At 50.4% G+C, this 15,684-nt stretch carries 13 protein-coding genes; 12 read left to right on the forward strand and 1 reads right to left on the reverse strand.

Annotation, left to right across the window (positions count from 1 at the left end):
• The first annotated feature begins 75 nt into the window (after positions 1-75).
• From ftsE to ITJ88_RS01875, 8 genes are all read left to right on the forward strand, one after another.
• On the forward strand, positions 76-762 hold the full coding sequence (gene ftsE, locus ITJ88_RS01840) for a cell division ATP-binding protein FtsE (RefSeq protein WP_029342495.1): 687 nt from the start codon (positions 76-78) through the stop codon (positions 760-762).
• Entirely contained in the window at positions 752-1,651 is a 900-nt protein-coding gene (gene ftsX / locus ITJ88_RS01845) for a permease-like cell division protein FtsX (protein ID WP_058704575.1), read from the forward strand. The genes ftsE and ftsX overlap by 11 nt, the downstream gene beginning before the upstream one ends.
• Positions 1,652-1,691: 40 nt before the next feature.
• Positions 1,692-3,089 carry a M23 family metallopeptidase gene (locus ITJ88_RS01850; protein WP_195864525.1) on the forward strand — a complete coding sequence of 466 codons (1,398 nt, stop codon included), beginning with the start codon at positions 1,692-1,694 and terminating at the stop codon, positions 3,087-3,089.
• A gap of 94 nt (positions 3,090-3,183) precedes the next feature.
• Entirely contained in the window at positions 3,184-4,608 is a 1,425-nt protein-coding gene (locus ITJ88_RS01855; protein ID WP_195864526.1) for a S41 family peptidase, read from the forward strand.
• Between the two features lie 22 nt (positions 4,609-4,630).
• Positions 4,631-5,794: a PDZ domain-containing protein gene (locus ITJ88_RS01860; protein WP_195864527.1), complete on the forward strand. Its 1,164-nt coding sequence runs from the start codon at positions 4,631-4,633 to the stop codon at positions 5,792-5,794.
• A 204-nt stretch (positions 5,795-5,998) separates the two neighbouring features.
• Positions 5,999-7,966: an excinuclease ABC subunit UvrB gene (uvrB, locus tag ITJ88_RS01865; protein ID WP_023469235.1), complete on the forward strand. Its 1,968-nt coding sequence runs from the start codon at positions 5,999-6,001 to the stop codon at positions 7,964-7,966.
• Between the two features lies 1 nt (position 7,967).
• On the forward strand, positions 7,968-10,823 hold the full coding sequence (gene uvrA, locus ITJ88_RS01870) for an excinuclease ABC subunit UvrA (protein ID WP_035396286.1): 2,856 nt from the start codon (positions 7,968-7,970) through the stop codon (positions 10,821-10,823).
• Positions 10,824-10,923: 100 nt separating this feature from the next.
• Positions 10,924-12,033 (forward strand): DUF4097 family beta strand repeat-containing protein, encoded by a 1,110-nt coding sequence (locus ITJ88_RS01875; protein ID WP_064299417.1) that lies wholly within the window; start codon positions 10,924-10,926, stop codon positions 12,031-12,033.
• A 246-nt stretch (positions 12,034-12,279) separates the two neighbouring features.
• Here ITJ88_RS01875 and ITJ88_RS01880 read toward each other — a convergent pair whose 3' ends face one another.
• Positions 12,280-12,663 (reverse strand): hypothetical protein, encoded by a 384-nt coding sequence (locus ITJ88_RS01880; RefSeq protein WP_195864528.1) that lies wholly within the window; start codon positions 12,661-12,663, stop codon positions 12,280-12,282.
• A gap of 126 nt (positions 12,664-12,789) precedes the next feature.
• Here ITJ88_RS01880 and hprK point away from each other — a divergent pair, with 126 nt between their 5' ends.
• From hprK to ITJ88_RS01900, 4 genes are read left to right on the forward strand one after another with little or no spacing between them, the layout of a single operon-like run.
• Positions 12,790-13,725 (forward strand): HPr(Ser) kinase/phosphatase, encoded by a 936-nt coding sequence (hprK, locus tag ITJ88_RS01885; RefSeq protein WP_035396292.1) that lies wholly within the window; start codon positions 12,790-12,792, stop codon positions 13,723-13,725.
• Positions 13,725-14,558, forward strand: a complete 834-nt coding sequence (gene lgt, locus ITJ88_RS01890; protein ID WP_195864529.1) for a prolipoprotein diacylglyceryl transferase — start codon at positions 13,725-13,727, stop codon at positions 14,556-14,558. The genes hprK and lgt overlap by 1 nt, the downstream gene beginning before the upstream one ends.
• A 3-nt stretch (positions 14,559-14,561) precedes the next feature.
• On the forward strand, positions 14,562-15,218 hold the full coding sequence (gene ppaX, locus ITJ88_RS01895; protein WP_195864530.1) for a pyrophosphatase PpaX: 657 nt from the start codon (positions 14,562-14,564) through the stop codon (positions 15,216-15,218).
• Positions 15,202-15,684: an acyltransferase gene (locus ITJ88_RS01900; RefSeq protein ID WP_035396297.1), complete on the forward strand. Its 483-nt coding sequence runs from the start codon at positions 15,202-15,204 to the stop codon at positions 15,682-15,684. The genes ppaX and ITJ88_RS01900 overlap by 17 nt, the downstream gene beginning before the upstream one ends.

Consider the following 15,684-nt stretch of genomic DNA (forward strand, 5'->3'; position numbering starts at 1 on the left):
CCTGTTATAATGGTGGTCGGTAGGTTTTTGGACCTATCCATTCAGCATCAGTAAATAAGTAAGGATGTGAAGTACGTGATCAAGATGCAACGAATCAGTAAGATTTATCCGAACGGCGTCACGGCACTCCGTGAGGTCGATTTGACGATCAATCAAGGCGAATTCGTCTATATCGTCGGTCCGTCGGGTGCGGGTAAATCAACATTCATGAAAATGATGTACCGCGAAGAGAAACCAACGAGCGGTTCATTTTTATTTAAAGGAATCGAAGTCGGTAAGCTGAAGAACCGTCAAATCCCCGAACTTCGTCGCCAAATCGGCGTCATCTTCCAAGATTTCAAATTACTCCCGTCATTGACGGTTTATGAAAATGTCGCCTTCGCGCTAGAAGTCGTAGGAGAAGACAAATCGCAAATCCGGAAGAAAGTTCTCGAGGTCCTCGATCTCGTGAAGCTCAAGCATAAAGAGCGCAACTATCCGGATGAATTATCTGGGGGCGAACAACAACGGATCTCGATCGCGAGAGCCATCGTCAATCGTCCGTCACTCGTCATCGCCGATGAGCCGACTGGGAACCTGGACCCGGATACAGCATGGGAGATCATGGAAGTATTCGAAGAAATCTATCGCCGTGGGACAACGGTCGTAATGGCGACACACAACCGAGACATCGTTAACAAGATGCGTCATCGTGTCTTAGCGATCGACGGAGGAAAAATCGTCCGAGACGAAGAGAAAGGAATGTACGGCTATGAAGTTTAATGGATTCCGTCATTTACGGGAAGGGGCAAAAGGTCTCGTCCGGAACGGCTGGATGACATTCGCTTCTGTCAGTGCTGTTACCGTCACTTTACTTCTCGTAGGAATATTCGCAATGCTCATGTTCAACGTCAACAAGATTTCCGATAACGTCGAAAAAGACGTTGAAATCCAAGTGTTCGTCGAACGGGAAGCAGACCAGTCGAAGATTGATGCAGTGGGTGACTCCCTCAAGCAGATGCCGGGTGTCAACTCTGTTCGTTATAGTTCGAAAGAAGAAGAACTGGACCGCTTCAAGGAGCAACTTGGCGAAGGCTCACAGGCCTATCAGTCGGTTGAAAAGGATAATCCACTTCACGACCGATATATCGTCAAAGCTACCTCACCAAAAGAGACAGAAACACTTGCAAATTCCATCAAAAAAATGGAAAATGTAGATAGTGTCGAATATGGTAAGGACTATGTTAAAAAGATGTTTAACTTCCTTGAAGGAGTTCGGATCGGTGGAATCATCCTGATCGTCGGCTTGACATTCATGGCAATGTTCCTCATTTCGAACACGATCAAAGTCACGATCTTCTCCCGTCGCCGGGAAATCGAGATCATGCGCCTCGTCGGAGCGAAAAACGGATTCATCCGTGCACCGTTCTTCGTCGAAGGATTATTGATGGGTATATTAGGTGCCATCATCCCGATCGTTGTCGTCTACTTCGGTTACGAAGTCTCATACAACGCGATCCAACCTCAACTTGCTACCGTGAATGCGGGAATCTTCTCGCTGATTCCACCAGGTGAACTGTCGGCACAAGTCGTCTTGATCCTGCTCGGACTCGGTGCATTCATCGGTGTATGGGGATCAACGACATCACTCGGTCGTTTCTTGAAGATTTAAGGGATTCACTCAAAAATAAAATAGAGGAGAGATGCTTCTCATGAAAGTCCGATTCTATTCTGCCGTCCTGAGCTTAGCTTTGATTGGAACTAGTGTGTCCGTTGATGCCACGTCGAAAGAAGATTTGCTGAAGGAACAACAGGAGGTCGAAAGCCGTCTGAAAGAGACGGAACGATCACAGAATCAGACATCAGAGAAGTTGATCTTGACGAAACAGGAGCGCAAGGAAGCCCGTGCGCAACTGGATGAAGTCAACAGCCGTTTGGATGATTTAGCGCTTAAAATAGCCGATCAACAAGCGGCTGTTGCTGCATCTAAGGAACAATTGCGTCTGACGGAAGAAGCGATTTCCGAGACGTTGAAGGAACTGCATCAGCAAGAAGAGTTGCTCGGAAGCCGATTGCGTGCCGTCCAGCAAAAAGGAGACGTCAAATACATCGAGGTCCTGCTCGACGCAAAGGATTTTGGTGATTTGATTTCGCGTTTTAGTACGGTCAGTGAGATCATCAAGCAAGATGATAATGTCTTGCAATCCTATAAGGCGAACGTCAAGCAGCTGAACGAACAACGCTCGGAACAAGCGTTATTACTGGAGAGCATGAAACAGGAACAACGGAAGTTGCTCGTGCTTCAGACACGGATCATCGCGGAGTCTGATTTGAAACGAAAGCTCGTCGTCCAGTTGAACACGAAGGTCAAGGAACTACAACAAGAGCAGTTCTCGAAAGCCGAAGAGGCGGAAATCCTCGCAGATCAGCGTCGTCTGATCCAAAACGAATTGATTGCCCTACAAGAAGCAGAACGGAAAGCAAAAGAAGAGGCGAAACGCAAAGCCGAAGAAGCGGCACGGGCAGCAGAAGCCAAACGTCAAGCGGAAGCCGCAGAAGCTGCGCGAGAGGCAGCGGCGCAACAGGAACAGAAACAAGGAGAGACATCGAAAGCAGAGACACCTAAAACAGAAACGTCGGTTCCTAAGACCGAGACGCCAAGTGCAACACCGGATACGAGTGTTGATGTCGACGTCAGTCGACCATTCCACTTACCGGTCAAAGGTTATGTGTCGTCACCATTCGGTCCGCGGAACAATCCGTTGACAGGGAAACCGGAGTTGCATACGGGCATCGATCTCGTCAATGCGAAAGGGACGCCGATTCATGCGGCAGCCGGTGGGATCGTCCTCCGTGCCGGTAGTGCGACCGGTTACGGAAATGTCGTCATGGTGACGCATTTGATCGATAGACAGGTCTATACGACCGTCTATGCGCATCTAGACTCGATCAGTGTGTCGGCAGGTCAAACGGTCATGCCAGGTCAAACGGTTGGGACGCTTGGCTCAACCGGCTGGTCGACAGGACCGCATCTGCATTTCGAATTGCATAAGGGAGAGTGGGCGGTCGGACAACCGAATGCAGTGGACCCGGCACCGTACATCTTTTGACATCCCATAGAATACCGAAAAGATAGGGTAACCTATCTTTTTTTGCTATACTGAAAAAAATACTGCGTTTTTTAACGGAAGTGGGGAATCAAGCGTGAAAAAATCTACAACAGCAGTCATCGCGGTCAGTACCTTCGGGCTTGGTTTAGGGGCAGGCGCCGTCGGGATGTTAGCGGCTGGCGGAACGGATTCTGTCTCGACGTCATCGTCGTCGGCGAATGCGACGGGTGATTGGAAAAAAGTCGATCAGGTCCGTCAAATGATCGAACAGAACTATTTAGAGGACGTAACGGATAAAGAACTGCTGGACGGTGCGTTATCCGGTATGGCGGAAGTGCTTGACGATCCGTATTCCGTCTATATGGATGAGTCAGAGACGGCATCGTTCAATACGAATCTATCGTCTTCGTTCGAAGGGATCGGCGCAACGCTTGAACAAAAGGGCGAGTCAATTGTCATCGTCTCACCGATTAAGGGATCACCCGCTGAAAAAGCCGGGATCAAACCGGGTGACGTCATCTTAGAAATCGACGGCAAGTCGACGAAAGGGCAAAAGACGGATCAGGCGGTCAAGAAAATCCGTGGTGAAAAAGGAACGAACGTCGTCCTGACGATTCAACGTAGTGGACAAGACGCGATGGACATCACGATCAAACGGGATACGATTCCGATCGAGACGGTCTATACGTCGACCGAGGACGTCAACGGGAAGAAGATTGGTGTCTTGCAAGTGACGCAGTTCTCAGAACCGACGGCTAAAGAGTTCGAGAAGGGGCTCGCGAAACTCGAGAGTCAAAACATCGATGGACTCGTCATCGACGTTCGCGGAAATCCGGGCGGTCTCTTGACGGCTGTCTCAAGCATGATTGCACCGTTCATTCCGAAGGACGTTCCGATTTATCAAGTCGAGAACAATAAAGGGGAGCGGCAGCAGGAATTCGGGAAGGCAGACGAGAAGAAACCGTATAACATCGTCGTGCTCGAAGACGGCGGATCAGCGTCAGCCTCTGAGATTCTGGCAGCCGGTCTGAAGGAAGGTGCCGGGGCTGAGGTCGTCGGTACGAAATCGTTCGGTAAAGGCATCGTCCAAAGTGCGTATGATCTGAAGGACGGTAGTGATTTGAAGTTGACGACGAACAAATGGCTGACGCCGGACGGCAACTGGATCCACAAAAAAGGGGTCGAACCGACAATCGAAGTCAAGCAACCAGCATACTTCAACGTCACGAAGATCCTGACTGATCAGAAGTCACTTGCAGTCGGTGACTACGGTAAATCGGTCGAAAACGCTCACCTGGTCCTTGAAGCAATCGGTTACGAGCCAAAAGGACAGGATGGGTATTTCGGTGACACGATGAAGCAAGCCGTCGAAGCTTTGCAAAAGGATGCGAAACTCGACGTCACTGGAAAAATCGATCAGCAGACAGCGGGTGAGATGGAGACGCGTCTCCTGAAGAAACTCGAGGACGACAAGAATGACGTCCAGCGGAAAAAAGCACTCGAGGTCGCTGCTCAATAATAAGGAATGGAAAGAGGTCTGAATGCGCGTGGAATTACTCGATGAAATTGGTTGGACCGCGATTAGTCTCATCGCCAGTCCGACCTTGTGGTTAGCACTCCTTGTCAGTTGGGTCATCGGCATCCGGCGTGTCAAACGGGAACGCGGATTGTTCCGCTCCCGAACACACGGTAAACGAAGCGATGTTCTTGAAACACTTTTACCTGGGTTACTGATTGGTCTCGTCTTATCCGTCGTCAGTGGTTGGCTCGGATTGACGCTGACGCCGCAATACGCTCTGTTGTTACTCGGACTCTCGAGCGTCCTGCTGTTGGTCGGGATCGTTCGCTTGAACGTACCGCTTTGGCCGATCGTCTTGCTTGGACTTGCCGGCTGGTTCCTAATGGATGCACGTCTTGATCCGGTTCGAGCGGTTGAGCCGAAAATGATTTTATTGCTTGCGACGTTAACGCTCGTCGCGGAATGTCTCCTCGTCTGGTGGCGCGGAAAGCGACGCCTGTCACCGTCACTCGTCGTTTCGAAGCGTGGTCGCTTCATCGGTGGGCTGTCAGCGAATAAACTTTGGCTATTGCCTTTGCTCGTCTTTGTTCCGGGTGACGTGCTTGAAGCCTGGTGGCCACGTTACAGCTTCCCAGAGCTCGTTCCGATCGTGCTTTGGTTACCGATCGGCTTCAGCTTCCTCTTTACGGGTAAGTTGCCGAAAGAATTGATGCGTCCGCTCGTTCAAGGACGTTTGATCACGAGTCTCGTCGCGATTCTATTGACGGTTCTTGCATACGTCACCGGGCAAGCTGAATGGCTGTACGGGATCGTCCTGTTGCTCGTCCTGCACATCCTATTGCATCAGCGGGTCAAACGCTTGAACCGGGCACAGACACCATTGTTCCTCAATGGAACGCGTGGTGCCGTCATACTCGGAACGCTACCTGATAAACCAGCTGCCGAGATGGGCTTGATTCCGGGTGAAGCGATCTATAAGGTCAATGGTGAGAAGGTCGATTCGGAAACATCGTTCTACGAAGCCATCCAAAAACACAAACCGTATCTGCGTCTTGAAGTCATGAACCATAACGGCGACATCCGGTTTGCGCAGCGTGCCTTCTATGAACAAGATCATCATGAACTTGGTATTCTGTTCGTCAACGAGCCGGTCCATGGTCGCACTAAAGTGCGGTCCTTGCATTAAATTAGTACATCCCTGTCACGGAACAGCCGTGACGGGGATTTTTTTGAGCAGAAAAATCGAGGATCAACACTCGAAGCAAAAAGAAACTTTTGCATTTTCGAAAAAAAGGGTAACTTCCTAAAAGGAGCACTTCATAATCGAATGTTTGTTCGTAAAGTGGTACAATAAAAATAGATTTTTTACGTGATGAGGGGGAAGCAAACGATGGATTTTGAACTCGTTTCACCATTTGAGCCAGGCGGTGATCAGCCGACGGCAATCGAAAAATTGGTGACTGGGCTAAAGCAAGGCGAACGACATCAGACGTTGCTTGGGGCGACCGGTACCGGGAAGACGTTCACGGTCTCGAACGTCATCAAGGAAATCAAGAAACCGACGCTCGTCCTTGCCCACAACAAAACACTAGCGGGACAACTCTACTCGGAGTTCAAGGAATTCTTCCCGAACAATGCGGTCGAGTACTTCGTTAGTTTTTATGATTATTACCAACCGGAAGCGTATGTTCCATCGACGGATACGTTCATTGAGAAGGACTCTTCGATCAACGATGAGATTGATAAACTACGCCACTCGGCGACGTCCGCCCTGTTCGAACGGGAGGACGTCTTGATCGTTGCTTCTGTCTCGTGTATCTATGGTCTCGGTAACCCGGAAGAGTACAACAACCACGTCTTGTCACTGCGTGTCGGCAATGAGATGGGGCGTAACGAGATGCTCCGTCGTCTAATCGACATCCAGTATGAGCGTAACGACATCGACTTCCAGCGCGGACGGTTCCGCGTCCGCGGAGACGTCGTCGAAATCTTCCCGGCGTCACGCGACGAACAGTGTGTCCGGGTCGAGTTCTTCGGTGACGAGATCGAACGGATCCGTGACATGGATCCGCTGACAGGTGAGATCGTCGCGGACCGTGAGCACATCTCGATCTTTCCGGCGTCCCACTTCGTGACGGGGGATACCCGTCTGCAGAAGGCGATCGCGAACATCGAGAAGGAACTGGAGGTCCAGCTTGCGAAGCTACGCGAAGACAATCAGTTGCTTGAAGCGCAACGGCTCGAACAACGGACGAACTACGATCTCGAGATGATGCGTGAGATGGGCTATTGTTCCGGAATCGAGAACTACTCGCGTCACTTGAACTTGATGCCGGAAGGGGCAACACCGTATACGTTGCTTGATTACTTCCCGAAGGACTTCTTACTCGTTGCCGATGAGTCGCACGTCACACTGCCGCAAATTCGCGGGATGTATAACGGAGACCAGGCGCGGAAACAAGTCCTCGTCGATCACGGTTTCCGTCTTCCGTCGGCAAAAGACAACCGTCCGTTACGGTTTGAGGAGTTTGAGGAAAAAGTCAGTCAGGCGATCTATATCTCGGCGACACCAGGACCGTATGAACTCGAACATTCGAAAGAGATGGTCGAGCAAATCATCCGTCCGACCGGTCTCGTCGATCCGACGATTGAGATTCATCCGATCACGGGACAAATCGATTACTTGATGGATAATATCCGTGACCGGGTCGCGAAGAACGAACGTGTTCTCGTGACGACACTGACGAAGAAGATGGCAGAAGATTTGACTGATTACTTGAAAGAGAATGGTGTCAAGGTCAACTATATGCACTCGGAGATTAAGACGCTAGAACGGATTGAAATTATTCGTGACTTACGACTTGGGAAATATGATGTCCTTGTCGGGATCAACTTGTTACGAGAAGGACTCGATATTCCGGAAGTCTCACTCGTGACGATTCTTGATGCCGATAAGGAAGGTTTCCTCCGTTCGGACCGTTCGCTGATTCAAACGATTGGTCGGGCTGCGCGGAACTCGGAAGGACACGTCATCTTGTTTGCTGATAAAGTCACCGATTCGATGCAACGCGCGATCGATGAGACGGAACGCCGTCGCGCGATCCAGATGGCGTTCAACGAAGAACATGGCATCACGCCGCAGACAATCAAAAAGGATGTCCGTGGTGTCATCAGTACGACGATCGAGAGCGACGACACCGTCGAAAAACTCGAGAAGTTCAACAAACTCAAAAAACCGGAGCGCGAAACGTTGCTTGAGCAGCTCGACCAAGAGATGCGTCAAGCGGCGAAAGATATGCAGTTCGAAAGAGCTGCTGAGCTCCGCGACCTCATATTAGAATTGAAAGCAGGTGCCTAAGTTGGGAGAAAAGAAGAATCAGATTATCATCAAAGGCGCTCGCGTCAATAATCTACAAAACATCGATGTCGAAATCCCCCGCGATCAGCTCGTCGTCTTGACGGGCTTGTCCGGGTCAGGGAAATCGTCGCTTGCCTTCGACACGATTTACGCGGAAGGACAACGACGTTATGTCGAAAGTTTATCAGCCTATGCCCGTCAGTTCCTCGGACAGATGGATAAACCGGATGTCGACACGATCGAAGGACTGAGTCCGGCAATTTCAATCGACCAGAAGACGACGAGTAAAAACCCACGTTCGACGGTCGGAACGGTCACAGAGATTTATGACTATTTGCGTCTCTTGTACGCACGGATCGGTAAACCGATTTGTCCAAATCACGGAATCGAGATTTCGAGCCAGACGATCAGTCAGATGGTCGACCAAGTGATGGAGTTACCGGAGCGGACGCGTCTGCAAATTCTCGCGCCAATCGTTTCCGGACGAAAAGGAACGCACGTCAAGGTGCTCGACGATTTGAAGAAGGAAGGCTTCGTCCGCGTCCGTGTCAACGGAGAGACGATGGATCTCGCCGAAGAGATCACGCTTGAGAAAAACAAGAAACACTCGATTGAAGTCGTCGTCGACCGTGTCGTCGTGCGACCAGATGTCGAAGCCCGTCTTGCGGACTCACTCGAGACTGCACTTCGCCTCGCGGACGGTCGGGTCATCGTCGATACGATGGACGGCAACGAATTGTTGTTCAGTGAACATCATGCTTGTCCAATCTGTGGCTTCTCGATCGGTGAACTTGAACCACGGATGTTCTCGTTCAACTCACCATTTGGTGCTTGTACGTCATGTGACGGTCTCGGAACGAAGCTTGAGGTCGATGTTGATCTCGTCGTACCGCATCCCGATAAGTCATTGAACGAAGGAGCAATCGTAGCGTGGGAACCGACAAGTTCGCAGTATTATCCACAATTGCTTAAAGCGGTCTGTGATCACTTCAAGATCGATATGGATACACCGTTCGAACAATTGTCAGAAGAACACCGTGAAACGATCTTGAACGGAAACACGAAGGAAGAGATCCACTTCCGGTATGAGAACGACTTCGGGATGGTCCGGAACACGAACCTCTACTTCGAAGGGGTCCTCAATAACTTACAGCGTCGCTTCAAGGAGACATCGTCTGATTATATCCGGGAACAGATGGAAGGCTACATGGCGAAGAAAGCATGCCCGACGTGTAAAGGACACCGCTTGAAACGGGAATCACTCGCCGTCAAAGTATCCGATCACCATATCGGTGAAGTGACGAAGATGTCTGTCAAACAAGCGGTCATGTTCTTCGACGAACTGCCGGAGAAATTAAGTGAGAAGGATCAGACGATTTCGCGGATGATCGTCCGTGAGATTCACGAACGGGCGTCGTTCCTTGAGAACGTCGGTCTCGATTACCTGACGATCTCACGCGCAGCGGGGACGTTGTCCGGTGGGGAAGCGCAACGGATTCGTCTTGCGACACAAATCGGTTCGCGTCTGACGGGTGTTCTCTACGTTCTGGATGAACCATCAATCGGTTTGCATCAACGTGATAATGATCGCTTGATCAATACGCTGAAGGCGATGCGTGACCTCGGCAATACGCTGATCGTCGTCGAGCATGATGAAGACACGATGATGGCAGCCGACTACTTGATCGATATCGGACCTGGTGCCGGCGATCACGGTGGATTCGTCACGGCAGCCGGGAAGCCGGAGGAGTTGATGCAGGATGCGAACTCGTTGACGGGTCAATACTTGTCCGGGAAGAAGTTCATTCCTGTTCCGTCGACACGCAAAGAGCCAGACGGTCGGATGCTTCATATCCATAAAGCATCGGAAAACAACTTGAAGAACGTCGATGTCGATATTCCACTGGGTCTGTTCGTCGCCGTCACCGGTGTCTCGGGCTCCGGGAAATCGACGTTGATCAATGAAATTCTCTATAAGACGATTGCGCACGAGATGAACCGGGCGAAGGAAAAACCGGGTGCCCATAAAGGGATCACCGGTCTGGATCAAATCGATAAGGTCATCGATATCGATCAGTCACCAATCGGTCGGACACCGCGCTCGAACCCAGCAACGTATACGGGTGTCTTCGATGACATTCGGGACGTCTTTGCTTCGACGAACGAAGCGAAACTCCGCGGCTATAAAAAAGGACGCTTCAGTTTCAACATCAAGGGTGGACGCTGTGAAGCGTGTCGTGGCGACGGAATCATCAAAATCGAGATGCACTTCTTACCGGACGTCTATGTCCCGTGTGAAGTCTGTCACGGGAAACGTTACAACCGCGAAACACTCGAAGTGAAATATAAAGGTAAAACGATTGCTGACGTTCTTGAAATGACGGTCGAAGATGCGCTCGCCTTCTTCGAGAACATTCCGAAGATCACGCGGAAATTGCAGACGATCGCTGACGTCGGTCTGACGTACATGCGTCTCGGTCAACCCGCGACGGAACTGTCCGGTGGGGAAGCGCAGCGCGTTAAATTAGCATCCGAGTTGCATAAACGTTCGACGGGTAAGACGATCTATATCCTCGATGAGCCGACGACAGGACTCCACGTTCACGATATCGCGCGTCTCCTGAAAGTGTTGCAACGTCTTGTCGACAATGGTGATACGGTGCTCGTCATCGAACACAACTTGGACGTCATCAAGACGGCCGACTACTTGATTGATCTCGGACCTGAAGGGGGCGACGGTGGTGGAACGATCGTTGCTGCCGGGACACCGGAACACATCGCTGAAGTTGAAGCATCTTATACGGGACGATACCTCGCACCTGTCCTTGAACGCGACGCGGCACGAATTGAATCGTGAAACTTTTGTGGATGAGGATTCGTAGGAAGGAACTAAGGGAACTTAAACGAAAGTATCATGTAACACACGTTTGAGGTTCAAGAATAGGAGGGAACGGTTCATGAAGCAAGATATGCGTCAATTGATATTGGAGCAAGTCAAAGAAGGAAAGTTAACGATTGATGAGGCACTCGATAAACTCGAGCGACTCGAATCAATCGACGAACGTGCTACTTCTGCAAGTGAACATAAGTACGTCGATGAACCAGAACAATATGATCGGGTCGACCAGTATTCCGTCGATTCACTGACGACGAAAGTCATGTCAGCGTTCGATAATCTCGTCAGCCGGATCAAGGACAGTGATCTTTCGCTTAATCAGGCGTCCGGTCCGAACGTCACCTACGTCAAACAATTCCCGTTCAGCGGTGAGACGGTTCACGTCGATCTGTTCAATGCGAACTTGGTCGTTGAACCGAGTGATCTTGAAGAATGCGAATTGACGGTGACAGGACGTCCACTCCGCCGCCAACAGGTGACGGAAGAACAGGCGCTTGAGCAACTCCAAGCTGCTGTCCAACATGCGGTCTCAGCGAACACACTCTCAATCCGCTTGAAGGATAAGAGTGTCCGTGCGACAGTCCACCTGAAAGTACCACGCCGTCATTACGAATCCTTCGTCTTACAGACGCTGAACGGGGAAATTTCGTTGACGTCACTTGATACGACATCTGCTCAACTGATGACAGCAAACGGTCGAGTCAACGTCCGTGATCTGTTCAGTGAGGATGTCAAAGTATCGACAGCGAACGGTTCGATTGAAATCGAAGAGTCGGAGTTGAAAGTCTTGAAGGCGAAGACAGCCAACGGACAAATCATCACGACAGGTGTCTTCGAACGTTCAGAACTGAAAACAGCGAACGGAAACGTCCGCTGTGAACTGAAGACCGTGCAAAACGCGAAGGTCAAAGCGTCGTCGCTTGCCGGAAGCATCGCTTTGATGTTGCCGCATGGCGCAGAAGTTTACGGGGAGCTTGAGACGAACTTCGGTGGTCTCAACTGCAACCTCGATGACATGGAATTAATCCGGGATCAAAAAGAGATCGTCAACCGGAAATTACATTTCGTATCAGGTCGCGGTCGCTCACCAAAAATCGAGGTTGAAGCCGATACGAAGACAGGTACGATTTCGGTCACACACGGTGTTCACCTCAGTCCACAAGCGTTATAAGCATACCAGCGCAACTTCTTGAAAAAGAGGTTGCGCTTTTCTTATGACATCGCATCCGCTTTGCGTGTTTTCCTCAGGCGAGACACAAACCGCGGCTACATCGTTCTAGGAACGAGTAGCCGGGTCTCGTTTGTCTCTGACAGCGCGGATGTCCGCGCTTTTTCCTATAGGAGTCACGCGAGTGGGGCTTCGTCAGCTGCATAGACAAAAACACCCATCCTCATAAGAAGATGGGTGTAGCTTACATCAATAATTGTAATCCTGATCCATCATCGGCTCGTCGAAGTTCATGTTCTCGATATTATTCATATCGTAACCGAACGAGAGTAAGGCAATGACACCAATGATTGCAAGAACGATCGAAACGAGAATCAGACCGATTCCGAGCCAACTCTTTCCGCGTGCGCGATTCCAATAGAAGATGATCGCGAGGACGTAGGAGATGAATGAACCACTAATGAAGATTCCGATGATTGAGATGATAAAGAATAAGAGAGCAGTTTGATCTTGATTACGCGAATATGCTTTCCACATATCAATCAGTGAGATGATGAGATAGACGAAACCAGCAATCGCTAGAACCGCAAATAAGATAATGACTAAAATCAATCCGATACCACCGCCTGACATCACGGCAAAACCTCCTTCAAAATATTAACTCTTTATTCCATTCCCAAGAAATCATGCTTCTAATCCAATTCCATGAATCGAATAAAAATATGGTACAATACTTCAAGTGAAAGGGGCTGACGAAGCGTGCAACCAAAAGTGCGAACAGCTGAAATCGTAAAACAATTCAATCTCCACATCGTCACGGGAGAAGAGGGCTTACATCGTCCGATTCTGACGGCTGATTTGTGCCGACCTGGCCTTGTGCTTGCCGGTTATTATGCCTATTACCCGGCAGAACGTCTCCAGATTCTCGGAAAAACAGAATTGACGTTCTTCAATAATTTAACGTACGAGGAACAACGCGAACGAGCGAATGTCCTCTGTACGGATGAAACACCTGGTATCTTGATCACACGTGGATTTGAAGTACCGGAAGCGATCATCCAAGCCGCAGACGAGACGAACGTGCCACTGTTGACGACAAAAGGGCATACGACATCGGTCGAGTCACAGATCACGAACTTCCTCGAAGCGGAACTTGCGCCAACGACGGCGATGCATGGTGTCCTCGTCGATATCTATGGTGTCGGTGTCTTCATCAAAGGGGCAAGTGGTGTTGGTAAATCGGAAACGGCACTCGAACTCGTTAAGCGAGGTCACCGCCTAGTGGCAGATGACTCAGTTGAGATTCGTCAAACGGGTGACGGGATTCTCGTTGGGACAGCACCGAAGTTGATTCAACATCTGCTTGAGATTCGTGGAATCGGGATCATCGATGTGATGACGTTGTTCGGTGCAGGTGCGGTTCGCTCGCATAAGAAGATCAGCCTCGTCTGTAACCTCGAGATTTGGGATCAATCGAAAGTCTATGACCGCGTCGGTCTGGACCAAGAGACACTCCAAATCATCGATACGGAAATTCCGTTCCTGACGATTCCGGTTCGTCCCGGACGAAACCTTGCTGTCATCATCGAAGTCGCAGCGATGAACTATCGTCTGAAGAACATGGGCATCAACACAGCAGAAGAATTCGCGGGACGTCTCGCGCAAGCAATTGAAGATGGGAATGGTGGTCTTTGATGGGAACTTTAGCCTCTGTACAACCAACGTTTGACCGCGTGGCGATTGAACTCGGTCCTGTACCGATTTACTGGTACGGCATCGTCATCGCACTCGGTGCGGTCGTCGGTCTCCTGATTGCGATCTTCGAGTCGAAGCGGATCGGCTTCAACGAAGAGTACGCGGTCGATGTCGTCATCTGGTCGATTCCGATCAGTATCATCTGTGCCCGGATTTACTACGTCGCGTTCGAGTGGAACTACTATAGTCAACATCTTGACCAAATCATCAACATCCGCCAAGGTGGGATCGCGATCCACGGTGCAATCATCGGGGCGATTTTGACGGTCATCATCTATACGCGTAAGAAAAAAATCTCGTTCTGGCAAATCGCTGATATCTTGGCACCATCGCTCTTGTTCGGGCAAGCTGTCGGACGCTGGGGTAACTTCTTCAACCAAGAAGCACACGGTGGTGAGACGACATGGTCGTACTTACAAGATACGCTCCACTTACCGAACTGGATCGTCAATCAGATGTACATTGACGGAACATACTACTTACCGACGTTCCTCTATGAAAGCATCTGGAACATCATCGGTGTCATTCTGTTGATCGTCTGGCGGATGAAGTTCAATCCACGTCGTGGGTATGTCTTCCTCGGTTATCTCGTGTGGTACTCGATCGGACGCTACTATATCGAAGGACTCCGGACGGACAGTCTCTTGATGGGAGATGGACTCCGGACGGCGCAAATCGTCTCAATCTGTTTGATCATCTTCGGTGTGATCATGATGGTCGTTCGCCGCAACGCCGTTCGTTACTTGAACGGTTCGAAAAAGGAGGCGAAGTAATCGATGATTCGCACGCTACTGTTTGATTTAGATGGAACGTTGATCGACACGAATCCATTGATCTTAAAAAGCTTCGAGCATACGCTCAGTTACTATTATCCGGACCGGACGTTCACGGAAGCGGAACTGCTTCCGTTCATCGGTCCGACGCTAGAAAAATCGTTCTCGGCGATGAATGCAGAACAGTGGAAAGAGATGGTCGCTTTTTACCGGAGCTACAACATCGCGATGCATGACGCGCTCGTGCTCGAGTATCCAGGTGTGCTTGACGGCTTACGTCGTCTGCATGAAGCAGGATACAAGATGGCGGTCGTCACGTCGAAGAGTCGTCGTGTCGCTCTTCGCGGTATCGAGTTATTCGGATTGACGTCACTCTTTGACGCGGTCATCGCAGCCGACGACGTAACGGAAGAAAAACCAGCCGTCGAGCCGTTCGAAAAAGCGATGCAGTTGCTTGAATCAACGGCAGACGAAACGATCATGGTCGGCGACAACGATACGGACATTCTCGGTGGTAAGAACGCGGGACTGAAGACAGTCGCGGTCGGTTGGGCGATCAAAGGACGCGCGTACTTAGAAGCCCTCGAGCCGGACGTCATCATTGATTCGATGGATCATCTTGCGGCTTGGCTGGAGGAACAAAATGGCGCGGCGAACTGATCGGTTTCAGGTCGGCACGACGAATCCACTCTGGCACATGTACCGGACGGTGTCGTTCTTTAAAGTGATGTGGTGCTTTACGATCATCACGATCGGACGGTTCGCTCCGTCGCTACGTTTTAAGAACGCGCTCTACCGGACATGTCTTCGGATGAAGATCGGGGAGAAGACGGCGCTTGCCTTGATGGTGATGCCGGATACGATGTTCCCGGAGCGGATTACGATTGGTGACAATACGATCATCGGCTTCAATACGACGATTCTCTGTCATGAATATTTGACGACGGAGTATCGTTTAGGTGACGTCGTCATCGGAAGCAATGTTTTGATCGGTGCGAACGTGACGATCCTACCGGGCGTAACGATCGGAGATGGTGCCGTCGTTGGTGCCGGATCAGTCGTTCACCGAGACATTGCACCGAACGAACGCGTCTCGAGTCAGCCGCTTCGCCGGCACGAAATGTGA

The sequence above is a fragment of the Exiguobacterium abrahamii genome, from assembly GCF_015645365.1.
Lineage (GTDB): Bacteria > Bacillota > Bacilli > Exiguobacteriales > Exiguobacteriaceae > Exiguobacterium_A > Exiguobacterium_A abrahamii.

Coding starts and splice junctions, on each gene's coding strand:
- ftsX (WP_058704575.1), top strand. CDS start 752: ATGAAGTTTAATGGATTCCGTCATTTACGGGAAGGGGCAAAAGGTCTC.
- ITJ88_RS01850 (WP_195864525.1), top strand. CDS start 1,692: ATGAAAGTCCGATTCTATTCTGCCGTCCTGAGCTTAGCTTTGATTGGA.
- ITJ88_RS01860 (WP_195864527.1), top strand. CDS start 4,631: ATGCGCGTGGAATTACTCGATGAAATTGGTTGGACCGCGATTAGTCTC.
- uvrB (WP_023469235.1), top strand. CDS start 5,999: ATGGATTTTGAACTCGTTTCACCATTTGAGCCAGGCGGTGATCAGCCG.
- ITJ88_RS01875 (WP_064299417.1), top strand. CDS start 10,924: ATGAAGCAAGATATGCGTCAATTGATATTGGAGCAAGTCAAAGAAGGA.
- ITJ88_RS01880 (WP_195864528.1), bottom strand. CDS start 12,663: ATGTCAGGCGGTGGTATCGGATTGATTTTAGTCATTATCTTATTTGCG.
- lgt (WP_195864529.1), top strand. CDS start 13,725: ATGGGAACTTTAGCCTCTGTACAACCAACGTTTGACCGCGTGGCGATT.
- ppaX (WP_195864530.1), top strand. CDS start 14,562: ATGATTCGCACGCTACTGTTTGATTTAGATGGAACGTTGATCGACACG.
- ITJ88_RS01900 (WP_035396297.1), top strand. CDS start 15,202: ATGGCGCGGCGAACTGATCGGTTTCAGGTCGGCACGACGAATCCACTC.